The following is a 16768-nucleotide window of genomic DNA, read 5'->3' as shown; positions in this document are numbered from 1 at the left end:
CCTGCGCGATCAGCCCAGCGTGGCGCTGTCGATCACGAAGCGATAGCGCACATCGCCTTTCAGCATGCGGTCATAGGCTTCGTCGATCTGGCTGGCGGCGATCATCTCGATGTCCGAGGTGATGCCGTGCTCGGCGCAGAAATCGAGCATTTCCTGAGTCTCGGCAATGCCGCCGATCAGCGAACCGGCAATCGAGCGGCGGCTGAAGATCAGGTTGAACACAGCGGGACTGGGGTGGGGATGCTCGGGCGCGCCCACCAGGGTCAGCGTGCCGTCACGCTTCAGAAGCGCCACGAAGGGGTCCAGATTGTGCGAGGCGGCCACGGTGTTGAGGATGAAATCGAAGCTGCCCGCGTGAGCGGCCATCTCGTCCTCATTCTTCGAGACGATCACCTCATGCGCGCCCAGCGCCAGCGCGGCCTCGCGCTTGCTCTCGCTGGTGGTGAAGGCCACGGTGTGAGCGCCCAACGCGCGCGCCAGCTTCACGCCCATATGGCCAAGGCCACCGATGCCCACGATGCCCACCTTCTTGCCGGGCCCCGCGTTCCAGTGGCGCAACGGCGACCAGGTGGTGATCCCGGCGCAGAGCAGCGGCGCGGCGGCGGCCAGCTGCTCGGGCTTGTGGTTCACGCGCAGCACGAAGTTCTCGCTCACCACGATGGATTCGGAATAGCCACCCATCGTGTAGCCCGGCGCATCGGGGGTGGGGGCGTTGTAGGTGCCGGTGAAGCTGCCCTCGCCGGTGCAATACTGCTCCAGCCCTTCCTCGCAACTGGGGCAGTGCTGGCAGCTGTCGACCATGCAACCCACGCCTACGGTGTCGCCCACCTTGAACTTGGTGACATGCGCGCCCACGGCGGTGACATGGCCGACGATCTCATGGCCGGGCACGCAGGGGTACAGCGCGCCGCCCCATTCGTCGCGCGCCATATGCAGGTCGGAATGGCAAACGCCGCAATAGGCGATCTTGATGGCGACATCATGCGCGCCGGGTTCGCGGCGGGTGATGGCGAGGGGTTCGAAGGGTTTGTCGGCGGCGGGCGCGCCGATGGCCTTGACGGTCATGGGGGGATCTTCCTGTCAAAGGGGGAGAAGAGGAAGCCTTGTGTAGGCCATCGCCATTATCGCGATAATATGCCATTTGCGGCATGAACTTATGATCGAGATGCATCAATGCAGCAGGCCGACCATCACGAATTGCGCGCCTTTCTGGCCGTGGCGCGGGAACGCAGCTTCACCCGCGCCGCCGCGCAGATGGGGCTGTCGCAATCGGCGCTGAGCCGTTCCATCGCCAATCTGGAGGCGCGGCTGGGAGTGCGCCTGCTCAACCGCACCACTCGCAGCGTGGCGCCGACGGTGGCGGGAGAGCGGCTGGCTGCGGGCCTCGCGCCGCATTTCGAGGGGATCGAGGCGCAACTGGCCGCGCTGGGCGATATTCGCGAAAGGCCCGCCGGGCTGGTGCGCATCACCGCCGATGAAAGCGCGGCGCAATGCGTGCTGTGGCCCGCCTTGTCGCGCTTTCTGCCCGACTATCCCGATGTCGAGGTCGAGGTGGTGGTGGACAATGCGCTGACCGACATCGTGGCGGCCGGGCTGGATGCCGGGGTGCGCTCGGGCGATATCGTCGACCGTGACATGATCGCCGTGCCCATCGGCGAGGATCAGCGCATGGCCGCGGTCGCCTCGCCCGCCTATCTGGCCGGGCGCACGCCGCCGCGCCATCCGCGCGAGCTGACCGAGCATCGCTGCATCAACATCCGGCTGGCCACGCTGGGCGGGCTCTATGCCTGGGAATTCGACCGTGATGGGCGCGAGATGCGGGTGAGGGTGGGCGGGCAGCTGACCTTCAACACCTCCGATCTGGTGGTGCGGGCGGCGCTGGATGGTTTCGGCATCGCCTTTTTGCCCGAATGCCAGTTTCAGGACCATATCGCGACGGGCCGCCTGATCCGCCTGCTGGATGACTGGTGCGAGCCCTATCCCGGCTATCACCTTTACTATCCGAGCCGCAGGCAGGTGTCGCCAGCATTGCGGGTGGTGATCGACGGCTTGCGGCTGGCGCGGCGGTCTGTGAGCATGCGCGCGACGGTTGGGGATTGACGCGGCGCGCGAAAGGCAGCAAGAGCGCGGCTTCCCGGTCCTGAAGCCAAGGTTTTCAGACTTCGGGGGCGATTAGCTCAGTTGGTAGAGCGCTTCCTTTACACGGAAGATGTCGGCGGTTCGAGCCCGTCATCGCCCACCACATTCCCCTTCTCATCACATCTCACTGACCATTGTAAGCGTCAGAAAACAGGCGTATTTTTAGGGCCTCCTGGCTCATGGCGTCTGCCTTTATCTCACTGCTGCTCAGCCCATTCGGGACTGATGGGGGCACCGCTGAAGCCTTAATTTTGAAAAAGGCCCCCAGCTATGCCCCTAACAGATTTTGCCATCAAAAATGCCCGTGCCCGTTCAAAGCCTTACAAGCTTGGTGATTATGGTGGGCTCTTTATTCAGGTGCAGCCTACGGGCAGCAAGCTCTGGCGACTGAAGTATCGCATTGAGGGGAAGGCGAAGGTCATAGCCCTTGGCGCCTATCCTGCCGTCCCGTTGCTCATGGCACGTCAGCGCCGTGATGAAGCACGAGCCCAGCTTGCTCAAGGGCAAGACCCCGCACGCGAAAGGATGCTGGCCAAGTACCGAGAGATAGCAAGCTCTCAGGACACCTTTGCCAAGGTTGCGCAGGAGTTCATCGACAAGCGCCGACTTGAAGGCATGTCGGAAGGGACGGCGAAAAAATGCGAATATTACATATCGCGGTTGGGAAGCGCGGTCGGGCGGCTTCCCATCACAAAGATTGCGACAATCGATGTCCTGGTCGCCCTTCGAAAGATCGAGGCCAAGCGGAATTATGAGACGGCGAGGCGTGTCCTGCAACTGGCTGGCAGGGTGTTTCGCTATGCGGTGGCAACGGCGCGCATCGCGGTAGACCCCACCCGTGACATGCGCGGGGCGCTCATCACACCGCGCCCTAAGCATTATGGGGCGATCGTCGAGCCGAAACGCGCAGGAGATCTGCTGCGCGCAATCGACGGTTATGTGGGCCAGGAGATCACGAGGCTGGCCTTACGCCTGTCCCCGCATGTTTTCGTTCGTCCCGGCGAGTTGCGAAGGGCAGAATGGAGGGAGATCGATTTCGATCAGGCGATCTGGACGATACCTATCGAAAAAATGAAAATGCGCCGCCCGCACTATGTGCCCCTTTCGCGCCAATCGCTCGAAATTCTGCGGGAGCTACATAAAATAACGGGACCGTTCGGTCATGTTTTTCCATCGATCAGGACGTCTCTGCGTCCGATGAGCGAGAACACTATAAATGCAGGCTTGCGGCGGCTTGGTTTCTCCGGTGATGAAATGACCGCCCATGGATTTCGGGCCCTGGCCAGCACCCTGCTGAACGAATCGCGCAAGTGGAGCGCAGATGCCATCGAGCGTGCGCTTGCCCATGGGGATGCCAATCGAGTGCGGGCAGCCTATCATCGAGGGACGCATTGGGATGAGCGCGTGGAGATGGCGCAATGGTGGTCGGACCATCTTGACGTACTGCGCGATGGCGGCACGGTGCTTCCGTTTGGCAAGAAAACCGGCACCTGACTTTGCGCGGGAGGTCAAGGAAGGTAACGCAATTGTCGGGAGTTGATCGATAGGATCGACGTCTATCGATCATACTTCGCGATTTTTTGATCCGTAGAACCGGGTTCTCTCCATCTGTGTTAGGGCTTTGCTGTCGCTCGACCCGCATCCGGCGAATGACGGCTCAGCGGAGAAATGGTCAGTCTGCAGGTGCCTTACAGGCCAACAGGCTGTGCGTCATAAAACAATGATTAGGCTTAAAGCCAGATTCCGGTCCGGACCCTCATAAGGCGCATTGGGAGACGATAAAATGAAGCAGTCAGACAGATCATCATCAGTCTGGACAGAGAAGGCTGACCTGGTCGAGCAACGCACCAATTTCATACGGCTTCTCAAGGACGGCTTGGAATAGATCCGGCCGCTCTCGGCCAATTGCGCCCTGTGCGCCGCTCACGAGAATGATCGGGGTTTTACCCAGTTCTGACAGAGCGCGCACAGCTGTGGCGAGCTCAAGCCCGGTCAGCCGAGGCATCATGAAATCGGTGATCACAAGATCGGGCCTGAAACTTGAAACGTGGTCGAGCGCTTCCTGACCATCCGACGCGGTCTGCACCAGATAGCCAACGTCCTCTAATGCCTCTGCCAGCCACGTCGCTAGAAGCCATTCGTCATCGACGACCAGGATTCGACGCGGATTTTTAGCATCTGCAGCCATTTGCACCGCCTGGATCGGCTGATTGGCACAGAGGAACAGCCATCAAATTCATTCGACTCCCACCTTGCTCGACAGCGATTCGTCAGGCCAAATGAGGGGATTGCCGACGAGAACGGATCTTGGCTGCCAGTTGTAATACTTACCTGTGCTCAAAGATCCTCTCCCTTTAGGGCATGGTTGGCGGGGTAACGGAATTCGTTTCGTCACACAGATGGCTCAGTTGGTCGACCGCGTGGTTCCATAGGGGGGATTTGTCATGCGGCTCGAAGGGCTCTCTGTTCGCCTCCAGCAGATGCAAAACCTCGCGCATGAACACCGATGATCTTTATCGTCTTCTGCGCATCAATCATGTGCAGGCGCAGGGGATTGTCGACACGGTTTCCGATCCCCTGGTGGTGCTGGATAGCAGCCTCAACGTCCAGGCCGCGAGCCGCGCGTTTTTCGATACCTTCGGGGTTGATAGCGATGAGACCATCGGCCAGCCTTTTTATGGACTGGGCAATGGACAATGGGACATCCCTGAACTTCGGCGCTTGTTGGAGGATGTGATCCCGAGAAGCGCGGCTGTCATCAAATATCAGGTCGAACATGACTTCCCGCGCCTGGGTCAACGAACAATACTGCTCACCGCACGAACGCTGCAGGATGACAAGCCACACGGCCGTACGATGCTGCTGACAATCGTGGATGCGACGGATCAACGAAGGAGGGATGATGCCAAAGACCTCCTGTTCGGCGAAATGCGACACCGGATGAAAAACCTGTTCGGCGTGGCGCAGTCCCTTGCGCGTCAGACGACGACCGAAGGTCGATCTGCTGAAGAGTATCGCGATGCTTTCTTGGGGCGGTTTGCCGCGCTGATAGATGCGGAGGATCTTGCGTTTGACGAGCAGGAGGAAAGCATTCTCCAGGAGCTGCTGGGACGCATACTCTCGCCCTATTCCTCCGAACCGTCTCATGTGGTGGTCGAGCCGGGCCCGCCTGTCCTGCTGAAACGCCGAACCATCACCTCCCTCTGCTTGATCCTGCATGAGCTGGCGACGAATGCCGTGAAATATGGCGCCCTATCGTTGTGGACTGGGGAGCTGCGGATCAGTTGGTCACTGGAGGATGGGGGGCGCCGATTAAGGTTCAGGTGGCAGGAGGCAGGCGGCCCGTCGGTGACGGCACCGGCTCAAACCGGTTATGGGACGAAGCTTATAAAGGCTACCGCGACCTATGACCTCGGGGCCGACTTGAACCTGGACTACGCACGCGATGGTTTTCGAGCCGAGATGCTGATCCCGCTCCCGAACGCCTCTCCAGACGCGTGATATCGTGAGGGCGTTCCGACGCGCCTATGTTCAATCCGCAACTGCGCACCCTAGAGAGCGAATATCGGCGCTGAAGCTGCCAGATTGACGCTTTCAAACCCTGTGCGCGCGTGGTTGTTGGGGGCCAATTTTCACAAAAATTAGTTTTGGTGATGGATTTTCAGGGAAGGTGATGCATACTCGCAGTTAGTCTAAGTCGGGGTGATCGGTTTTCACGGGAAATGCGATGAGTGAGTGGCCTTCACGACCGGTGACTGATTTTCGCGGACGGCGTTTACCCGAACCGGCGACGCCGCAGGGCTATGCGGCGCTGATCGCGCATTACGATCTCGCACTGCCTTTGCCGCCGCACCTTGCCGCGATTGCCGAACGTCATCACCCAGTCTCAACGCAGGAATGGACAGTGCTGACACCCCGCCATCGGGCGGAATCGACGCTCGCTGGGCAGCTTGTCTTCGCGATGAAGTGGGAGGGGATCGATCTTGCCGTCCTAGCCCGCCTGTTCGAAGCGGTTGGCGCCGATCCGATCCGCGCGTTCATTCTCGCGACGCCAACCGGAGCTTTCGCCCGGCGGGTCTGGTATCTCTATGAATGGCTGACAGGAATCGAGCTCGATATCCCGGACCCTGGGAAGGTCAAGGTCGTGCCTATTGTTGACGGTGATCTTCAGTTTGCGCTTGCGCAGGGGCGAGTGTCCTCACGGCACAAGATCATCGACAATTTGCCCGGCACGCCTGCCTTCTGCCCCATGGTCCGACGCACGCCCGGCCTCAATGCGGCTCATGCAAAGCAGCTCGACCAACTCGCCCGCCAGGTTTTGGGGCGCGTGCGCGCTGATCTGGTCGCGCGCGCAGCAGCTTTCCTGTTGCTCAACGACTCCAAATCATCCTTTGCCATTGAAGGCGAACGCCCCTCGGGCATCCGTGCCGTCCGCTGGGGGCAGGCGATCGCACAGGCCGGGATGCATCCGCTCAGCCCCGCTGAATTCGAGCGGCTGCAAGCCATCGTCATTGGCGATTCCCGTTTCGTGCAGCTTGGATTGCGCACCCAGGGTGGCTTTGTCGGCGTCCATGATCGTGAGACAGGCGACCCGCTTCCCGACCATATCAGCGCGCGGCATCAGGACGTCGAAGCTCTTATCACCGGGCTGGTTGCCTATGGCGAGCGCACGCGCGAGGGCGGCTATGACCCGGTCGTGGCGGCGGCCGCGATGGCCTTCGGCTTTGTCTACATCCATCCCTTCGAGGACGGGAACGGACGTATCCATCGCTGGCTGATTCATCACGCGCTTGCCGCCGCGCACTATAATCCGCCTGGACTTGTTTTTCCCGTGAGCGCGGCCATTCTGCGCCGCCTTGAGGATTATCGTCTCGTTCTCGAAACGTATTCCCGGCCGCTTTTGCCTCAGATAGAATGGCAGCGGACTGCTGCCGGGAATGTCGAGGTGCTCAACGAGACGATCGATTTTTATCGCTATTTCGACGCTACCGCACATGCCGAGTTTCTCTATGAATGCGTCGAGCAGACGGTCGTTGCGGATCTGCCTCAAGAGGTGCGCTTCCTTGAGGCCTTCGATCAGTTCGGTGACGGCGTCCAGCAAATCGTTGATATGCCAGCCGCGCACATCGAACTGCTACAGAAATTCCTGCAGCAGAATGGCGGTCGCTTTTCGCAGCGGGCGCGCAGCAAGGAATTCGCGGCGCTCACTACCGAGGAGGCTGATCGTATCGAGCAGCTTTACGCCGACGCTTTTGGTGAGGCAGCATGATTGCCGTCGTCCATTAGATGTTTGGTCCCGGGATTTGATGGTGCACTACCTGATCAGGAATCGATACACTATGGGCCAGGTTCTGCATGGGAGTGCCCGCAAGACAGCGGCAATCCATCGAGCCGTCATTGGATATCGCATACCAGTATGATTTCGGCGATGACTGGAACACAGTCTTATCCTGTGGCCCAGCCAGAGCGAAGGGCATGAAGTATCCCCGCTGCATCTCCGGCTTACAGGCCTGTCCTCCCGAAGATGTCGGTGGTTACGGTGGCTATAACTTCGCCCCGCTATCTCTTTGCAGAGCTGGGCCCGCGTCGCCCGGCAGTTGTGATAGGTCGAGCGTCCATCGAGGGCGGCACCACCGATGTGGATCCGATGGTGCGGCCCCTGGATCATCGTATGAAAAGATGATCGGGTCCGAGAACATGCTGGCGCCCGGCGCCGGCAACAAAAATGAGCTCCGATTGATGAGGGCGGAGAAGGGCATTGTGTCCGCAATACGAACTTGAGTGAACGGATTGGCGGGGTCGGCACCCGCCATGCAGATCAAATTGAAGTGGAGAGAATCGCAGTGTTTCACCAACCATGCCTGAGTCTCGGGCGTCAGTCCGAAACGGCGTGGCCGCGTTTCTGAACATGTCGGATCGCATTCTTCAACCGAACCCGTCGTGCTGAGGGGCTCGCCAGGCCGGGTGAGCATGAAAGCAGCATGGAATTGCGAGCTCTCCAGCTCTCGCGAAAGCCGACGGCCGAGCAATTTATCGACGATCGCGTTGATATCGCGGCTGCGCTGCTCGGCGGGGACACTGGCGTAGTCCAGATCAAGCAGGCTCATGCTTGCTCGAATCTCGGCGGCGACGCCCGCAGCGTCAAGAGATGTTCCAACCCGTGCCGGCGCTCGGGGGATGTCGATTTCGACGAATTTCCTGGTCTGGTTCAGGAGAGAAATCTCGATCCGTGATGGTCGTGCAGTAATGAGCATCCTTGTTCTTGGGCCTGCGCCGGGCAGCCACGCCATGTCGACCGGCGATCGAAATTCATCGATCTGGAACCAGCTGATGTGGCTGCTGAGATGGTCAAAGCAAGCGTCGGAGGCCCTATCGGGCACATAGTTGAGTTGGCTGATTGAGAGATGCCGCTCAACGATTTTCAGAATATCCCGACCAACGGCGCGCTGCTCCAGACTTGGCGCGGCGCGCGCGCCCCAGCGCAGATCGAGCCACGGTGCGGTCCAGTCACGATGCTGCCAGCTCAAAGGCATTTGTGGCGCGGAGGAGGTAAGGTAGATCGTGTCGCGCGTCGGGCCGGGGGACGAAGTACGCAGCATTGAAAGAATCTCCCGCGACGCGCGGATAGCTGGCGCGCCGGTTCCAACAATTGAATCTGGAGGGTTAGGGCTCTTATGGGTCGGTTTGTTCAAGGTGACCCGCTGCCCTGATGCTGACCCAGCCACTCCGGGAAATGATCAGATGATCGAGCAGACGAATGCCGTTCTCCTGGCAGATCTGATCAAGTTTGAGCGTTGCCTGCTTGTCGGCGCAACTCGGCTCCGGGTCGCCCGACGGGTGGTTATGGACGATGATAATGCCGGTCGCGCCCAGGTTCTTGGCAAGGGCGGTGATGACGCGCGGCCGGATGGCAGCTTCCCGACCGTTGCCTCGCGCGATAACTCTTTCAGTGATCAGCCTGAGGCGGGAGGTCAGAAACAGGACATGGACTTCCTCGTTTGGAAGAAAGGCCATCTCCGATCGCAGATAGTCAATCAGGGCTTGCGAGGTACTGATGACCGGACGGCTCTCCAGGATCTGGCGCAAAGCCAGGCGGCAAGTCGACCAGGCCGAAGTTACAAGATCGGCGATGTCGCGATTGCTGATCTGAGCGATGCGCTCGTGGTCGCCTCCCATGACAGCCTGAAGCGCGCCAAACTCTCGCAGGAGGTTGCCGGCAAAATATGATGCCTGTTCGCCGGCGATGCTGCGGATCAGATTTGAGAGGCGTTCGCGGTCTTCTGACGGGCTTGACGAAACCACGTCCCCACCATCAGCGCCGTCAAGGCCGGCCAGGCCCAGAAGCTCTCCGTTCTCTGGTAAAGGTGCCAGACGCTGTCCTGACCTATCAGTTTGGCGAGATGAGCGACCACTGATGGGATTGCCATGCCTAGGGACCATATCGGCCAATACCTATCGGAGCGGGCGGCGATTTCGAGGAAACCGATACAGACCGCGATGTCTATGACCAGGAGCGGATAGATCGCGCTCCAGCCGAGCGTGATGACAGCCACGACTGACAACAGAGACGCGACCAGATTGAGGATCACTCCCTGGCGTTCGGGCCGTCCCCCACAGCAGAGGGCATAGGCGAATGCCAGGATTGTGAAGACCGCAAAGCTCATCTGGCGAAGTTCAGGCATGCCTTCTGCACACCATGACGATGCCTACCCGTCAACGGGGGTATTGCTTCCCGCTCAAGTTGTTCAGGCCGCTTCCACGATGTTGAGCGGGATTTTGGCGCCGTATGGGACGCAGTCGCCCCATTGGGTCTCCTGGATTCCGAGCTTGCGGCCGAAGGCTGCGAGACGATTGTGCGCGGACAACAGCGCCCTTTGTCCTTGATGAATTGAGGTCAGCGCGCCCATTGCCTCGTCCATGACCCCTTGGTCGGCAACGCCGTTCGCGACGAAGCTGTGGGCGATCTCGGCGATCGCGCGGGCGGTATCGCGCATGGCGGAAAGGTTGGTGGCTTCGCTGGTGTCCAAGGCGGTTTTGATTTCGCGAGCGGACTGGATGAGATTGGGGGTCACGGACATGCAGGTCTCCGTTCCGCGAGTGGCATGGCACACGCGGTCTCTGGCGGTTTACGTGTGTGAAGACGGTCCTAGTGAAGCAGTCCGCGCATTGCGCCGAGCAGGGAGACGGCCATAAAGGCGATCAGCAGTGCCCACCCCAACATTTCAATGCGTGACAACGTATTAGTTGGCCTCCTCGCCGTTGGTACGGGCCAGCCGAAACTTCTCTGTTCCGTCGGCTGCTGGGCGGAGTAAGGCGCCAGAGCCTCTTGAACATAGATGGTCTCGTCCAGCTCGATCGCGGACGAGGCCAAATTGCCTATTTCCGGTGCTTCGTGGAGTTCAGTTGGAGGGGATACCACCGGATGGGATGGGGTCAGCCCCTCATGTTCGGCAAACAGGCGGGCTGCTTCAGAGCTCCGATTGACGCCCAGATGTTGCCTGGCGCGCTTCAGGTGCTGAGTCACCATATCTGGACTGATAGAGAGTTTTGCCGCGATCTCTTTCGTTTCGTGTTGGCCGTATTTCAGCCGAAGGCAGTCCTTTTGCCGGTCGGTGAGCCGATCAAATCCCTGCGCCATGAACCTAATTTGCCCCTTCAAGCACTATATCGTTTTCCGAATTGGTGAAATTTTTCGAAGCCGATTTTCGTTCAACGGGGGACGGAAACGCTGAAGCCTCCCCCTGGAATGAAATCGCCGCAACCCTTCCACCTGGATCTCGTCAATCAGGCGACGTGTTATCACGCGGTATGGTTGAGGCAATATCGCCTGTCGCAATCGTTCTCATTTCATCGTGAAGCGTAGCTGGGAAAAGCTGCGTCCTCCCCGTGAAGCGCGGGAAAACAAGCTGGCACGTGGTGCAGCGAAGTGACAACCGCGTTACCGTCAGCGGGCGAACCCGGCTTTTTGGCAGGCATCTCGCCCCATGTCCGGCGCGGACATCGACTGCTTGTCGATGCTCTCTCGATCTCCACGGTGTCGGATCACCGCCACCAACGGCCATGGGTTTTGCCTTGGTCCTCATAGACGTCGTTCGCGGCCTCGTCATGCCGGGGCTCGGTCCCCCCAGGCGCAACAAGCGGCAATTTCGAGCGTTTGCAGGCCATCAAGCGCGACGGGGAGACGGTTATGCCACGGAAAATCAAAATCAATACTGCCAGCGCCGACGAGCTTGATGCTGTTCCGCAACTCCAGGGTCATGGCTATGAAATCGTCCGCTATCGCAGCGAGCGCGGACGATTCGGAGAAATGCGACAGCTTGAGGAAGTGCCCGGGATGACAGGTCATATCGATGGCCTTGAGGCCCTGCTCAGCTTCGATTGAGGCTTTCGAGGAAACTCTTGGCCTGCCGGCGGGTCGCCGTCTGGTCATCCGAGGTTTGGCGGTCCCAGGTGCGGTAGGGCATGGCAAGCCGGTGGTTGTCGCCAAGCTTGTCGCGATGCCGGGCAAGGAAATCCCAATATAGCGCATTGAAGGGGCAGGCATCCTCGCCGACGCGTTCCTTGACCGCGTAGCGGCATGCGCCGCAGTAATCCGACATGCGGTTGATATAGGCACCCGACGAGATGTAGGGTTTCGAACCGAGCAGGCCGCCGTCGCCAAACTGGCTCATGCCGAGCGTATTGGGCAGTTCCACCCATTCATAGGCGTCCAGATAGATCTCGAGATACCATTGGTGAACCTGCTTTGGATCGGCGCCGATCAGCAGAGCGAAATTGCCGATGACCATCAGCCGCTGGATATGATGGGCATGAGCGGTGGCAAGGGTCTGCCCGATCGCCTGATGCAGGCAATTCATCTCTGTCTTGCCGGTCCAGAACCAACCGGGCAGCGACCGCTTGTGGTTCAAGAAGTTGCGATCAACATAGCCAGGCCCCTCTCGCCAATAGATGCCGCGCATATATTCGCGCCAGCCCAGAATCTGGCGGATGTAGCCCTCGACGGAGTTCAAGGGCGCGCGTCCCGCCCGAAATTCCGCTTCGGCGCGTCGACACAGGTCAAGCGGATCGAGCAGTCCGGAGTTGATGTAGGGTGATAGGATCGAATGCCAGAGGAAGCGCTCCCCGGTGAGCATCGCGTCCTCATAATCGCCGAACTGAGGCAAGGTATCTGCGAAGAAACTCGCGGCCTGGCGCTCGGCATCTGCCGCGGTGACCGCGTAATCAAACCCTTCGAGGGAGCCTGGGTGGTCCGCGAACCGCATCTCGACAAGAGCGATCACCTCTTGGGTTATCGCGTCGGGAGGAAACCTCAGGGGCCGGGGCATCAAAAGATCCGGCTTTGCCGGTTTGCGGTTGTCCTTGTCGAAGTTCCAGCGGCCGCATGCGGGCTTGCCATCCTGCATCAGCAATCCGGTTTTTCTGCGCATCTCACGATAGAAAAATTCCATCGTCAGTTCGCGCCGATCGCTCGCCCAGGCTTCGAATTCCTTGTGTGAGCAAATGAAGCGGTTGTCGCGACAGATGGACACGGGGAGGCCGAAGATGGTCTCCCAGCTGTCGAGCATAGCGGAGACCCGCCATTCCCCGGCTTCCGTAACAACAATCTGGCGAGGATCGTGCCGCTCGATAGCGCGGGCCATTTCGCCGGTGAAACTGCCGCTGTTGTCCGGATTGTCGAGGCGCATGTAATCGACCCGCCAGCCCGCCTCCCTCAGTGCCTGGGCATGATGCCGCATTGCTGAGATGATGTAGACAAGCTTCTGTTTGTGATGGCGCACGTAGGTGGTCTCGTCAGAAACCTCCATCATCAGCACAATGGCGTCCTGCTGGGAGACCGTGGCGAGAGATGACAGATCAAACGATAGCTGATCACCCAGGACGGGAACGAGGACCGTCATGGGCTGCACCGCTCTCGGTGAATGTCAGGGTGGGGGCGGCGCAATTCGCCAGGGCTCGGCTTCATGATGCGTAGGCCTGATAGGAGCACCGCGATCTTCACGCTGCGATCGCGCGGTGATTGAGATTGTGCCTCAATTTTGGAGAAGCGACAGCAAAATGTGGAGATCGGCTGCTGCGGCAAGCCCATCGATCATTCCGTATCGTTGTCCGGATCTGCCCTGAAATGGGCCTGGACCCACGCGGCATCGAACTTTTGTCCCATGCACTCGATCCACAATACGCTCCCGTCCTCGGGCGGCGACATTTTCATGAGGACCTTGGCGCAACTCTGGAAAGCGTCATCGAAGACGGCTAAAATGGCGCCCTGCTTGTTCTCAACAAAAAGCGTGGCCGCTGCTTTTCCAGGTGGAAGAATCTCCGGATTCATGGGGTTTACTCGCGCGTGGTCCGTGACTTGCCGTAAGTGAAAATGCTGGGGTGCTCCGTCAACGAAAGAGGTGTGTTTTGGTTCCAGCGCGAACCGCACTCCTTACCAACAGGAATGCGGCCTTAAGATTGCCCGCCGATCGTTCCGGAAAGCGCGGCGCGACCAATCACAAAAGCCTGGCTGGTCGAAAATGGACAGAAATGGCGTGCTGACTCGGTCTGGAGGCAGGCATGATCCTTCTCCAAGGCTGGCCCAGGTGCAGTGCGTTTCGCCTCGGCACCAGCCATGCCCAAGGTGGCCGATCGCTCGCTTATAATCCGAATTCGGCGCCAGAGAATTCGTGCCGGTCCTCGGAAGGGAAGGCGCCGAGCACCGATAGGCGGCCACCCTGGTGACGAAAATGCCATGTCCTGTGGATCGTGGGCATGGCAACCTCAAAGGCTTCGGGAGCAAGAACCACGATATTGCATTGTCCTTTTTCCGCGCGCACGGACAAGGTGCGGATCAAGGCGGTTTGGGCCTCGCGCGCTTGCGTGGCCAGATCCTGGCAGGCGGTGTAGTCATCTGGGGCCATCCAGTTGCCTTCCTGTTCCGCGAAAGGCTCGGTCGTGAGATCCAGGGCACGGTCGGTCGCAACGCGCACATGGAAGCTGGTGTATTCCACTGTCGTGGTGGGAGGGGAGAAGCCCGGCGATCGGCTGAAGAAGCGCAAAGACCAGTAAGCGGTTTCGGCGATGGCGGTTGTTTCGGCCTCGGCGGCATAGAAGATGCCGGGGCGCTCATTGGCGCGGCGGAAGCGGCTCGCGCTCTTATGGCCATAGCGAAAAGGCGTGGCGAGCAGGAAGTGCAGATGCCGAGCGCCTTCCGGCACCATCGGCTTTACCTCCTCCGCCAGTTCTTCCAGCAAGGCCTGGGTGGCACCGTCCCGGGCCAGCCGGTTCGTCGAAATCCGGTGCTGTCCCTCAACCAGTCGCCAGATCGTGCCCTGGTAGCTCCGATGCTCAGACGCGAGCGCGGTAGAAGTCCACATAATCACACACTTCGATCAGGCCGCGCATCGTGTCGAGTTTGTCGATCGGCTTGGCCGCCATATCAAGATTGACCGTGTCGAGCCAGCGACGCGCGGCGGCATCATCGCTGCCGAGCAGGGCATCGAGACTACGAAACAGGCGCAGCAGGAATTGCCCGGCTTCGAAGGATTTGGAGGCTGGATCCAGTTCGCTTGTTCCCCGTTTCAGGCGGGAGATCGTCGGGGCGGAGAGGCCGAGAATCGCGCCCAGCTTGGTGTTGCTGAGCGCCCAGAACTCGGCGATGCGGACGATGGCTCCGCTCAGCGCCGTGGCGCGATCGGTCTGCGGGGTGGCAAGTGCGGTCATCACAGCATCCTTTCAGATGAAGGATATATGTTGTTTCCGTTCAAATGAAAAGACCCTTGGCGGAATGCCAGTCTAGTTGGTAGAACGCCGATTGCCTACATGGAGCGCGTTCCGATCCGCTGGGCTGCTTCGTTTAGTCCTCCTGAAGTGGGTGCGCTTCAAGATGGTTGGCCAGCTTTTCGGCGACTTCCATGGTGGTTTCGCGACGAGCGGCGCAACGTGTCGTCCATTCCCGACCGGGATAGCGATCGTCCGATATGAGGCGGAGCTCAACCAGGGTTCGGGCGGGGAAAGCTGCTATTGACGCCTTGCTCGATCAGGCTTCTCTGGCTGACCAACGTGTGGGATTTTCGAGCCAGGCCCGAATGGCGGATTACTGATTTTCCGGAGATTGCATGCTGGCCGCGCTCCAGTTCATGGGATTGTCACACCAATTCTGGAGGACGGATTCTTTCCATCCGCAGCGCCGGGTGGAGAGCTTGGTCTGGGCCGGGAAGCTTCCGTCCTGGATTTTCCGATAGAGAGTCGCCCGGCTCAGGCTCGTGCGCTTGAGCACTTCGGCGAGGCGGATGAAGGAATCGGTGGCCATAAGGACAATCCTTTCACGAGAAATCGTGCCGCGATTTTCGTCTAAAATGCTGCCAGTTTGAACCGGACAAAACGGTGCAAATAGGTGCATCTCACTGCATCCTGAAGTTGCCTCTCGTCGTCTCTCGCCATGCGATCTGCATGACGGGGCCGCTCTGGAAGTCCTTGAGCGGGTGACGGCGTGGTGGTGGTGAACACTCTCAGGGCGTCTCCGGCTCCCCTGTTCGGGGTGCCGGACCGCGCTCTGGTTCCGCTGCGCTCCACCCGAGCCGCCTGCGGCGTCTCGTCAGCATAGCTGCTTACGATCGCTGACGCGGAAGGGGGGAAGGGCCGCGCCCTTGGCGCGGGGGCCGGGCTTTGCCCGTCCTGGCGGACAGCGCGCTGTGCGCGCTGGCGTTGGCCTCCGGCTCCAGTCTGACGGGTGGGCGTCGCTGCCCTGTAGGCCCGTCGCGTCGCGGCGCAACCCCCGGCAGAGCCGGGGTCCTCCATTCCATTCCGGCCCTGCGGGTGCCCCGCGCCTTTATCGACAGGCCTTCTGGTCATGCTCCTGCCGCCCACCCGCCAGACCGGCGCCGGTTTGCGGCGGTTTAGGCAGGAGTGAAGGATCATGGCTTTCAATCATACCTCGCGCAGGCTTTCCGGGCGTTCGGGCTCTTCCCAGGCGGAGGCTTCCCGGCCTCGGCCCATGGAGGAGCTTTATTCACAGGTGACGACGCGCATTATTGCGCAGTTGGAGGAGGGGCGGCTCCCTTGGGTGCAGCCTTGGGATAGCTCTACGGTGCTAGCGGGGCTTCCCCGCAATGCCAGCAGCGGGCGGGCTTATTCGGGGATCAACATTCTGATTCTCTGGCATGCCCTTTTCGAGGGGAAGTTTACCGCGCAGCGTTGGCTGACCTTCAAGCAGGCCGAGGCGTTGGGCGGGCATATCCGCAAGGGCGAGCGCGGCGTGACGGTTTGCTATGCGGATCGTTTCACGCCCAAGAATGCGCGGGGCGGTGATGGTGGGGCGGCTGGTGTCAGCTCTGGCGCGGATGTCTGCGCATCTTCTGGCGGGGGCGATGAGGTGCGGCAGGTGGCGTTCCTCAAGCGCTTCACGGCTTTCAATGTCGCGCAATGTGACGATCTGCCGAGCCATCTCTATGAGGCGGAGGGCAGCGAGCAGCGGGCCGATCTCGTGACCATTCCCGAGGCCGAGGCGCTGATCGCGGCCAGCGGAGCGAACATGGCTATCGGGGCGCCGCATGCCTGCTATATGCCGCGCGCTGATCGGATCGAGGTGCCGTTACAGGCCGCTTTCATCGAGCCCATCAATTACTATCGCACCGTGCTGCATGAGCTT

Annotated in this window: 18 protein-coding genes, 1 tRNA gene and 1 pseudogene; 8 read left to right on the top strand and 12 right to left on the bottom strand. The window is 60.2% G+C overall.

Annotated features, from left to right (window positions below):
- Positions 1 to 9: 9 nt before the first annotated feature.
- The gene (locus SR3_RS12385; protein ID WP_068086140.1) at positions 10 to 1065 is read right to left on the bottom strand and encodes an NAD(P)-dependent alcohol dehydrogenase; all 1056 of its coding nucleotides are present in this window, start codon (positions 1063 to 1065) and stop codon (positions 10 to 12) included.
- 108 nt (positions 1066 to 1173) lie between these two features.
- On the opposite strand from SR3_RS12385, the gene SR3_RS12380 reads away from it, so the two are divergent.
- From SR3_RS12380 to SR3_RS12370, 3 genes are all read left to right on the top strand, one after another.
- Positions 1174 to 2100: a LysR family transcriptional regulator gene (locus tag SR3_RS12380; protein WP_068086137.1), complete on the top strand. Its 927-nt coding sequence runs from the start codon at positions 1174 to 1176 to the stop codon at positions 2098 to 2100.
- 66 nt (positions 2101 to 2166) lie between these two features.
- Positions 2167 to 2242 (top strand) — tRNA-Val (locus tag SR3_RS12375).
- Between the two features lie 167 nt (positions 2243 to 2409).
- Positions 2410 to 3633: a tyrosine-type recombinase/integrase gene (locus SR3_RS12370; protein ID WP_068086133.1), complete on the top strand. Its 1224-nt coding sequence runs from the start codon at positions 2410 to 2412 to the stop codon at positions 3631 to 3633.
- Positions 3634 to 3946: 313 nt separating this feature from the next.
- Here SR3_RS12370 and SR3_RS12365 read toward each other — a convergent pair whose 3' ends face one another.
- Complete coding sequence (locus SR3_RS12365; protein WP_068086130.1) at positions 3947 to 4327, bottom strand: response regulator; 381 nt, start codon at positions 4325 to 4327, stop codon at positions 3947 to 3949.
- A 308-nt stretch (positions 4328 to 4635) separates the two neighbouring features.
- On the opposite strand from SR3_RS12365, the gene SR3_RS12360 reads away from it, so the two are divergent.
- The 3 genes and pseudogenes from SR3_RS12360 to SR3_RS32800 form a co-directional block, all read left to right on the top strand.
- Positions 4636 to 5640: an HWE histidine kinase domain-containing protein gene (locus SR3_RS12360; RefSeq protein ID WP_068086122.1), complete on the top strand. Its 1005-nt coding sequence runs from the start codon at positions 4636 to 4638 to the stop codon at positions 5638 to 5640.
- 226 nt (positions 5641 to 5866) lie between these two features.
- Positions 5867 to 7408, top strand: a complete 1542-nt coding sequence (locus SR3_RS12355) for a Fic family protein (protein WP_068086120.1) — start codon at positions 5867 to 5869, stop codon at positions 7406 to 7408.
- An 86-nt stretch (positions 7409 to 7494) separates the two neighbouring features.
- Positions 7495 to 7629, top strand: a pseudogene (locus SR3_RS32800) (hypothetical protein); the annotation flags it as partial.
- 53 nt (positions 7630 to 7682) lie between these two features.
- Here SR3_RS32800 and SR3_RS32415 read toward each other — a convergent pair.
- The 5 genes from SR3_RS32415 to SR3_RS12330 all read right to left on the bottom strand — a co-directional run bounded on the left by SR3_RS32415 (position 7683) and on the right by SR3_RS12330 (position 10777).
- A complete protein-coding gene (locus SR3_RS32415) occupies positions 7683 to 8738 on the bottom strand; it encodes a hypothetical protein (RefSeq protein ID WP_245653893.1) in 1056 nt (351 codons plus the stop codon).
- Positions 8739 to 8811: 73 nt separating this feature from the next.
- Positions 8812 to 9441: a JAB domain-containing protein gene (locus SR3_RS12345; RefSeq protein WP_169805621.1), complete on the bottom strand. Its 630-nt coding sequence runs from the start codon at positions 9439 to 9441 to the stop codon at positions 8812 to 8814.
- Positions 9393 to 9821, bottom strand: coding sequence for a hypothetical protein (locus SR3_RS31845; protein WP_068086103.1), 429 nt, complete (start codon positions 9819 to 9821; stop codon positions 9393 to 9395). The genes SR3_RS12345 and SR3_RS31845 overlap by 49 nt, the downstream gene beginning before the upstream one ends.
- A gap of 63 nt (positions 9822 to 9884) precedes the next feature.
- Positions 9885 to 10217, bottom strand: coding sequence for a hypothetical protein (locus SR3_RS12335; RefSeq protein WP_068086101.1), 333 nt, complete (start codon positions 10215 to 10217; stop codon positions 9885 to 9887).
- Positions 10218 to 10285: 68 nt separating this feature from the next.
- Positions 10286 to 10777 carry a helix-turn-helix domain-containing protein gene (locus tag SR3_RS12330; RefSeq protein WP_157098819.1) on the bottom strand — a complete coding sequence of 164 codons (492 nt, stop codon included), beginning with the start codon at positions 10775 to 10777 and terminating at the stop codon, positions 10286 to 10288.
- A gap of 549 nt (positions 10778 to 11326) precedes the next feature.
- Between SR3_RS12330 and SR3_RS12325 the strand changes: the two genes are divergently transcribed.
- The gene (locus SR3_RS12325; RefSeq protein WP_068086326.1) at positions 11327 to 11521 is read left to right on the top strand and encodes a helix-hairpin-helix domain-containing protein; all 195 of its coding nucleotides are present in this window, start codon (positions 11327 to 11329) and stop codon (positions 11519 to 11521) included.
- Here the strand turns inward: SR3_RS12325 and SR3_RS12320 are convergent.
- The 5 genes from SR3_RS12320 to SR3_RS12300 form a co-directional block, all read right to left on the bottom strand.
- A complete protein-coding gene (locus SR3_RS12320; protein ID WP_068086094.1) occupies positions 11508 to 13037 on the bottom strand; it encodes a cryptochrome/photolyase family protein in 1530 nt (509 codons plus the stop codon). The two genes, SR3_RS12325 and SR3_RS12320, sit on opposite strands and share 14 nt — an antisense overlap.
- A 191-nt stretch (positions 13038 to 13228) precedes the next feature.
- The gene (locus tag SR3_RS12315; RefSeq protein WP_068086091.1) at positions 13229 to 13465 is read right to left on the bottom strand and encodes a hypothetical protein; all 237 of its coding nucleotides are present in this window, start codon (positions 13463 to 13465) and stop codon (positions 13229 to 13231) included.
- 310 nt (positions 13466 to 13775) lie between these two features.
- The gene (locus SR3_RS12310; RefSeq protein ID WP_068086088.1) at positions 13776 to 14495 is read right to left on the bottom strand and encodes an RES family NAD+ phosphorylase; all 720 of its coding nucleotides are present in this window, start codon (positions 14493 to 14495) and stop codon (positions 13776 to 13778) included.
- A complete protein-coding gene (locus SR3_RS12305; protein WP_157098818.1) occupies positions 14467 to 14841 on the bottom strand; it encodes an antitoxin Xre-like helix-turn-helix domain-containing protein in 375 nt (124 codons plus the stop codon). The genes SR3_RS12310 and SR3_RS12305 overlap by 29 nt, the downstream gene beginning before the upstream one ends.
- A 373-nt stretch (positions 14842 to 15214) precedes the next feature.
- Positions 15215 to 15430: a helix-turn-helix transcriptional regulator gene (locus SR3_RS12300; RefSeq protein ID WP_068086083.1), complete on the bottom strand. Its 216-nt coding sequence runs from the start codon at positions 15428 to 15430 to the stop codon at positions 15215 to 15217.
- 606 nt (positions 15431 to 16036) lie between these two features.
- Here SR3_RS12300 and SR3_RS12295 point away from each other — a divergent pair.
- Positions 16037 to 16768: ArdC family protein (locus SR3_RS12295; protein ID WP_157098817.1), on the top strand; the 732-nt coding region annotated here is incomplete at its 3' end.

The sequence above is a fragment of the Novosphingobium rosa NBRC 15208 genome, assembly GCF_001598555.1.
Classification (GTDB): domain Bacteria; phylum Pseudomonadota; class Alphaproteobacteria; order Sphingomonadales; family Sphingomonadaceae; genus Novosphingobium; species Novosphingobium rosa.
Note: the sequence above shows the minus strand (reverse complement) of the source record. Positions and strands in the feature narration are given on the sequence as shown.

Coding starts and splice junctions, on each gene's coding strand:
- SR3_RS12300 (WP_068086083.1), bottom strand. CDS start 15,430: ATGGCCACCGATTCCTTCATCCGCCTCGCCGAAGTGCTCAAGCGCACG.
- SR3_RS12355 (WP_068086120.1), top strand. CDS start 5,867: ATGAGTGAGTGGCCTTCACGACCGGTGACTGATTTTCGCGGACGGCGT.
- SR3_RS12335 (WP_068086101.1), bottom strand. CDS start 10,217: ATGTCCGTGACCCCCAATCTCATCCAGTCCGCTCGCGAAATCAAAACC.
- SR3_RS12310 (WP_068086088.1), bottom strand. CDS start 14,495: ATGTGGACTTCTACCGCGCTCGCGTCTGAGCATCGGAGCTACCAGGGC.
- SR3_RS12370 (WP_068086133.1), top strand. CDS start 2,410: ATGCCCCTAACAGATTTTGCCATCAAAAATGCCCGTGCCCGTTCAAAG.
- SR3_RS12320 (WP_068086094.1), bottom strand. CDS start 13,037: ATGACGGTCCTCGTTCCCGTCCTGGGTGATCAGCTATCGTTTGATCTG.
- SR3_RS12360 (WP_068086122.1), top strand. CDS start 4,636: ATGAACACCGATGATCTTTATCGTCTTCTGCGCATCAATCATGTGCAG.
- SR3_RS12325 (WP_068086326.1), top strand. CDS start 11,327: ATGCCACGGAAAATCAAAATCAATACTGCCAGCGCCGACGAGCTTGAT.
- SR3_RS12330 (WP_157098819.1), bottom strand. CDS start 10,777: ATGGCGCAGGGATTTGATCGGCTCACCGACCGGCAAAAGGACTGCCTT.
- SR3_RS12380 (WP_068086137.1), top strand. CDS start 1,174: ATGCAGCAGGCCGACCATCACGAATTGCGCGCCTTTCTGGCCGTGGCG.
- SR3_RS31845 (WP_068086103.1), bottom strand. CDS start 9,821: ATGCCTGAACTTCGCCAGATGAGCTTTGCGGTCTTCACAATCCTGGCA.
- SR3_RS12305 (WP_157098818.1), bottom strand. CDS start 14,841: ATGACCGCACTTGCCACCCCGCAGACCGATCGCGCCACGGCGCTGAGC.
- SR3_RS12365 (WP_068086130.1), bottom strand. CDS start 4,327: ATGGCTGCAGATGCTAAAAATCCGCGTCGAATCCTGGTCGTCGATGAC.
- SR3_RS12315 (WP_068086091.1), bottom strand. CDS start 13,465: ATGAATCCGGAGATTCTTCCACCTGGAAAAGCAGCGGCCACGCTTTTT.
- SR3_RS12385 (WP_068086140.1), bottom strand. CDS start 1,065: ATGACCGTCAAGGCCATCGGCGCGCCCGCCGCCGACAAACCCTTCGAA.
- SR3_RS32415 (WP_245653893.1), bottom strand. CDS start 8,738: ATGCTGCGTACTTCGTCCCCCGGCCCGACGCGCGACACGATCTACCTT.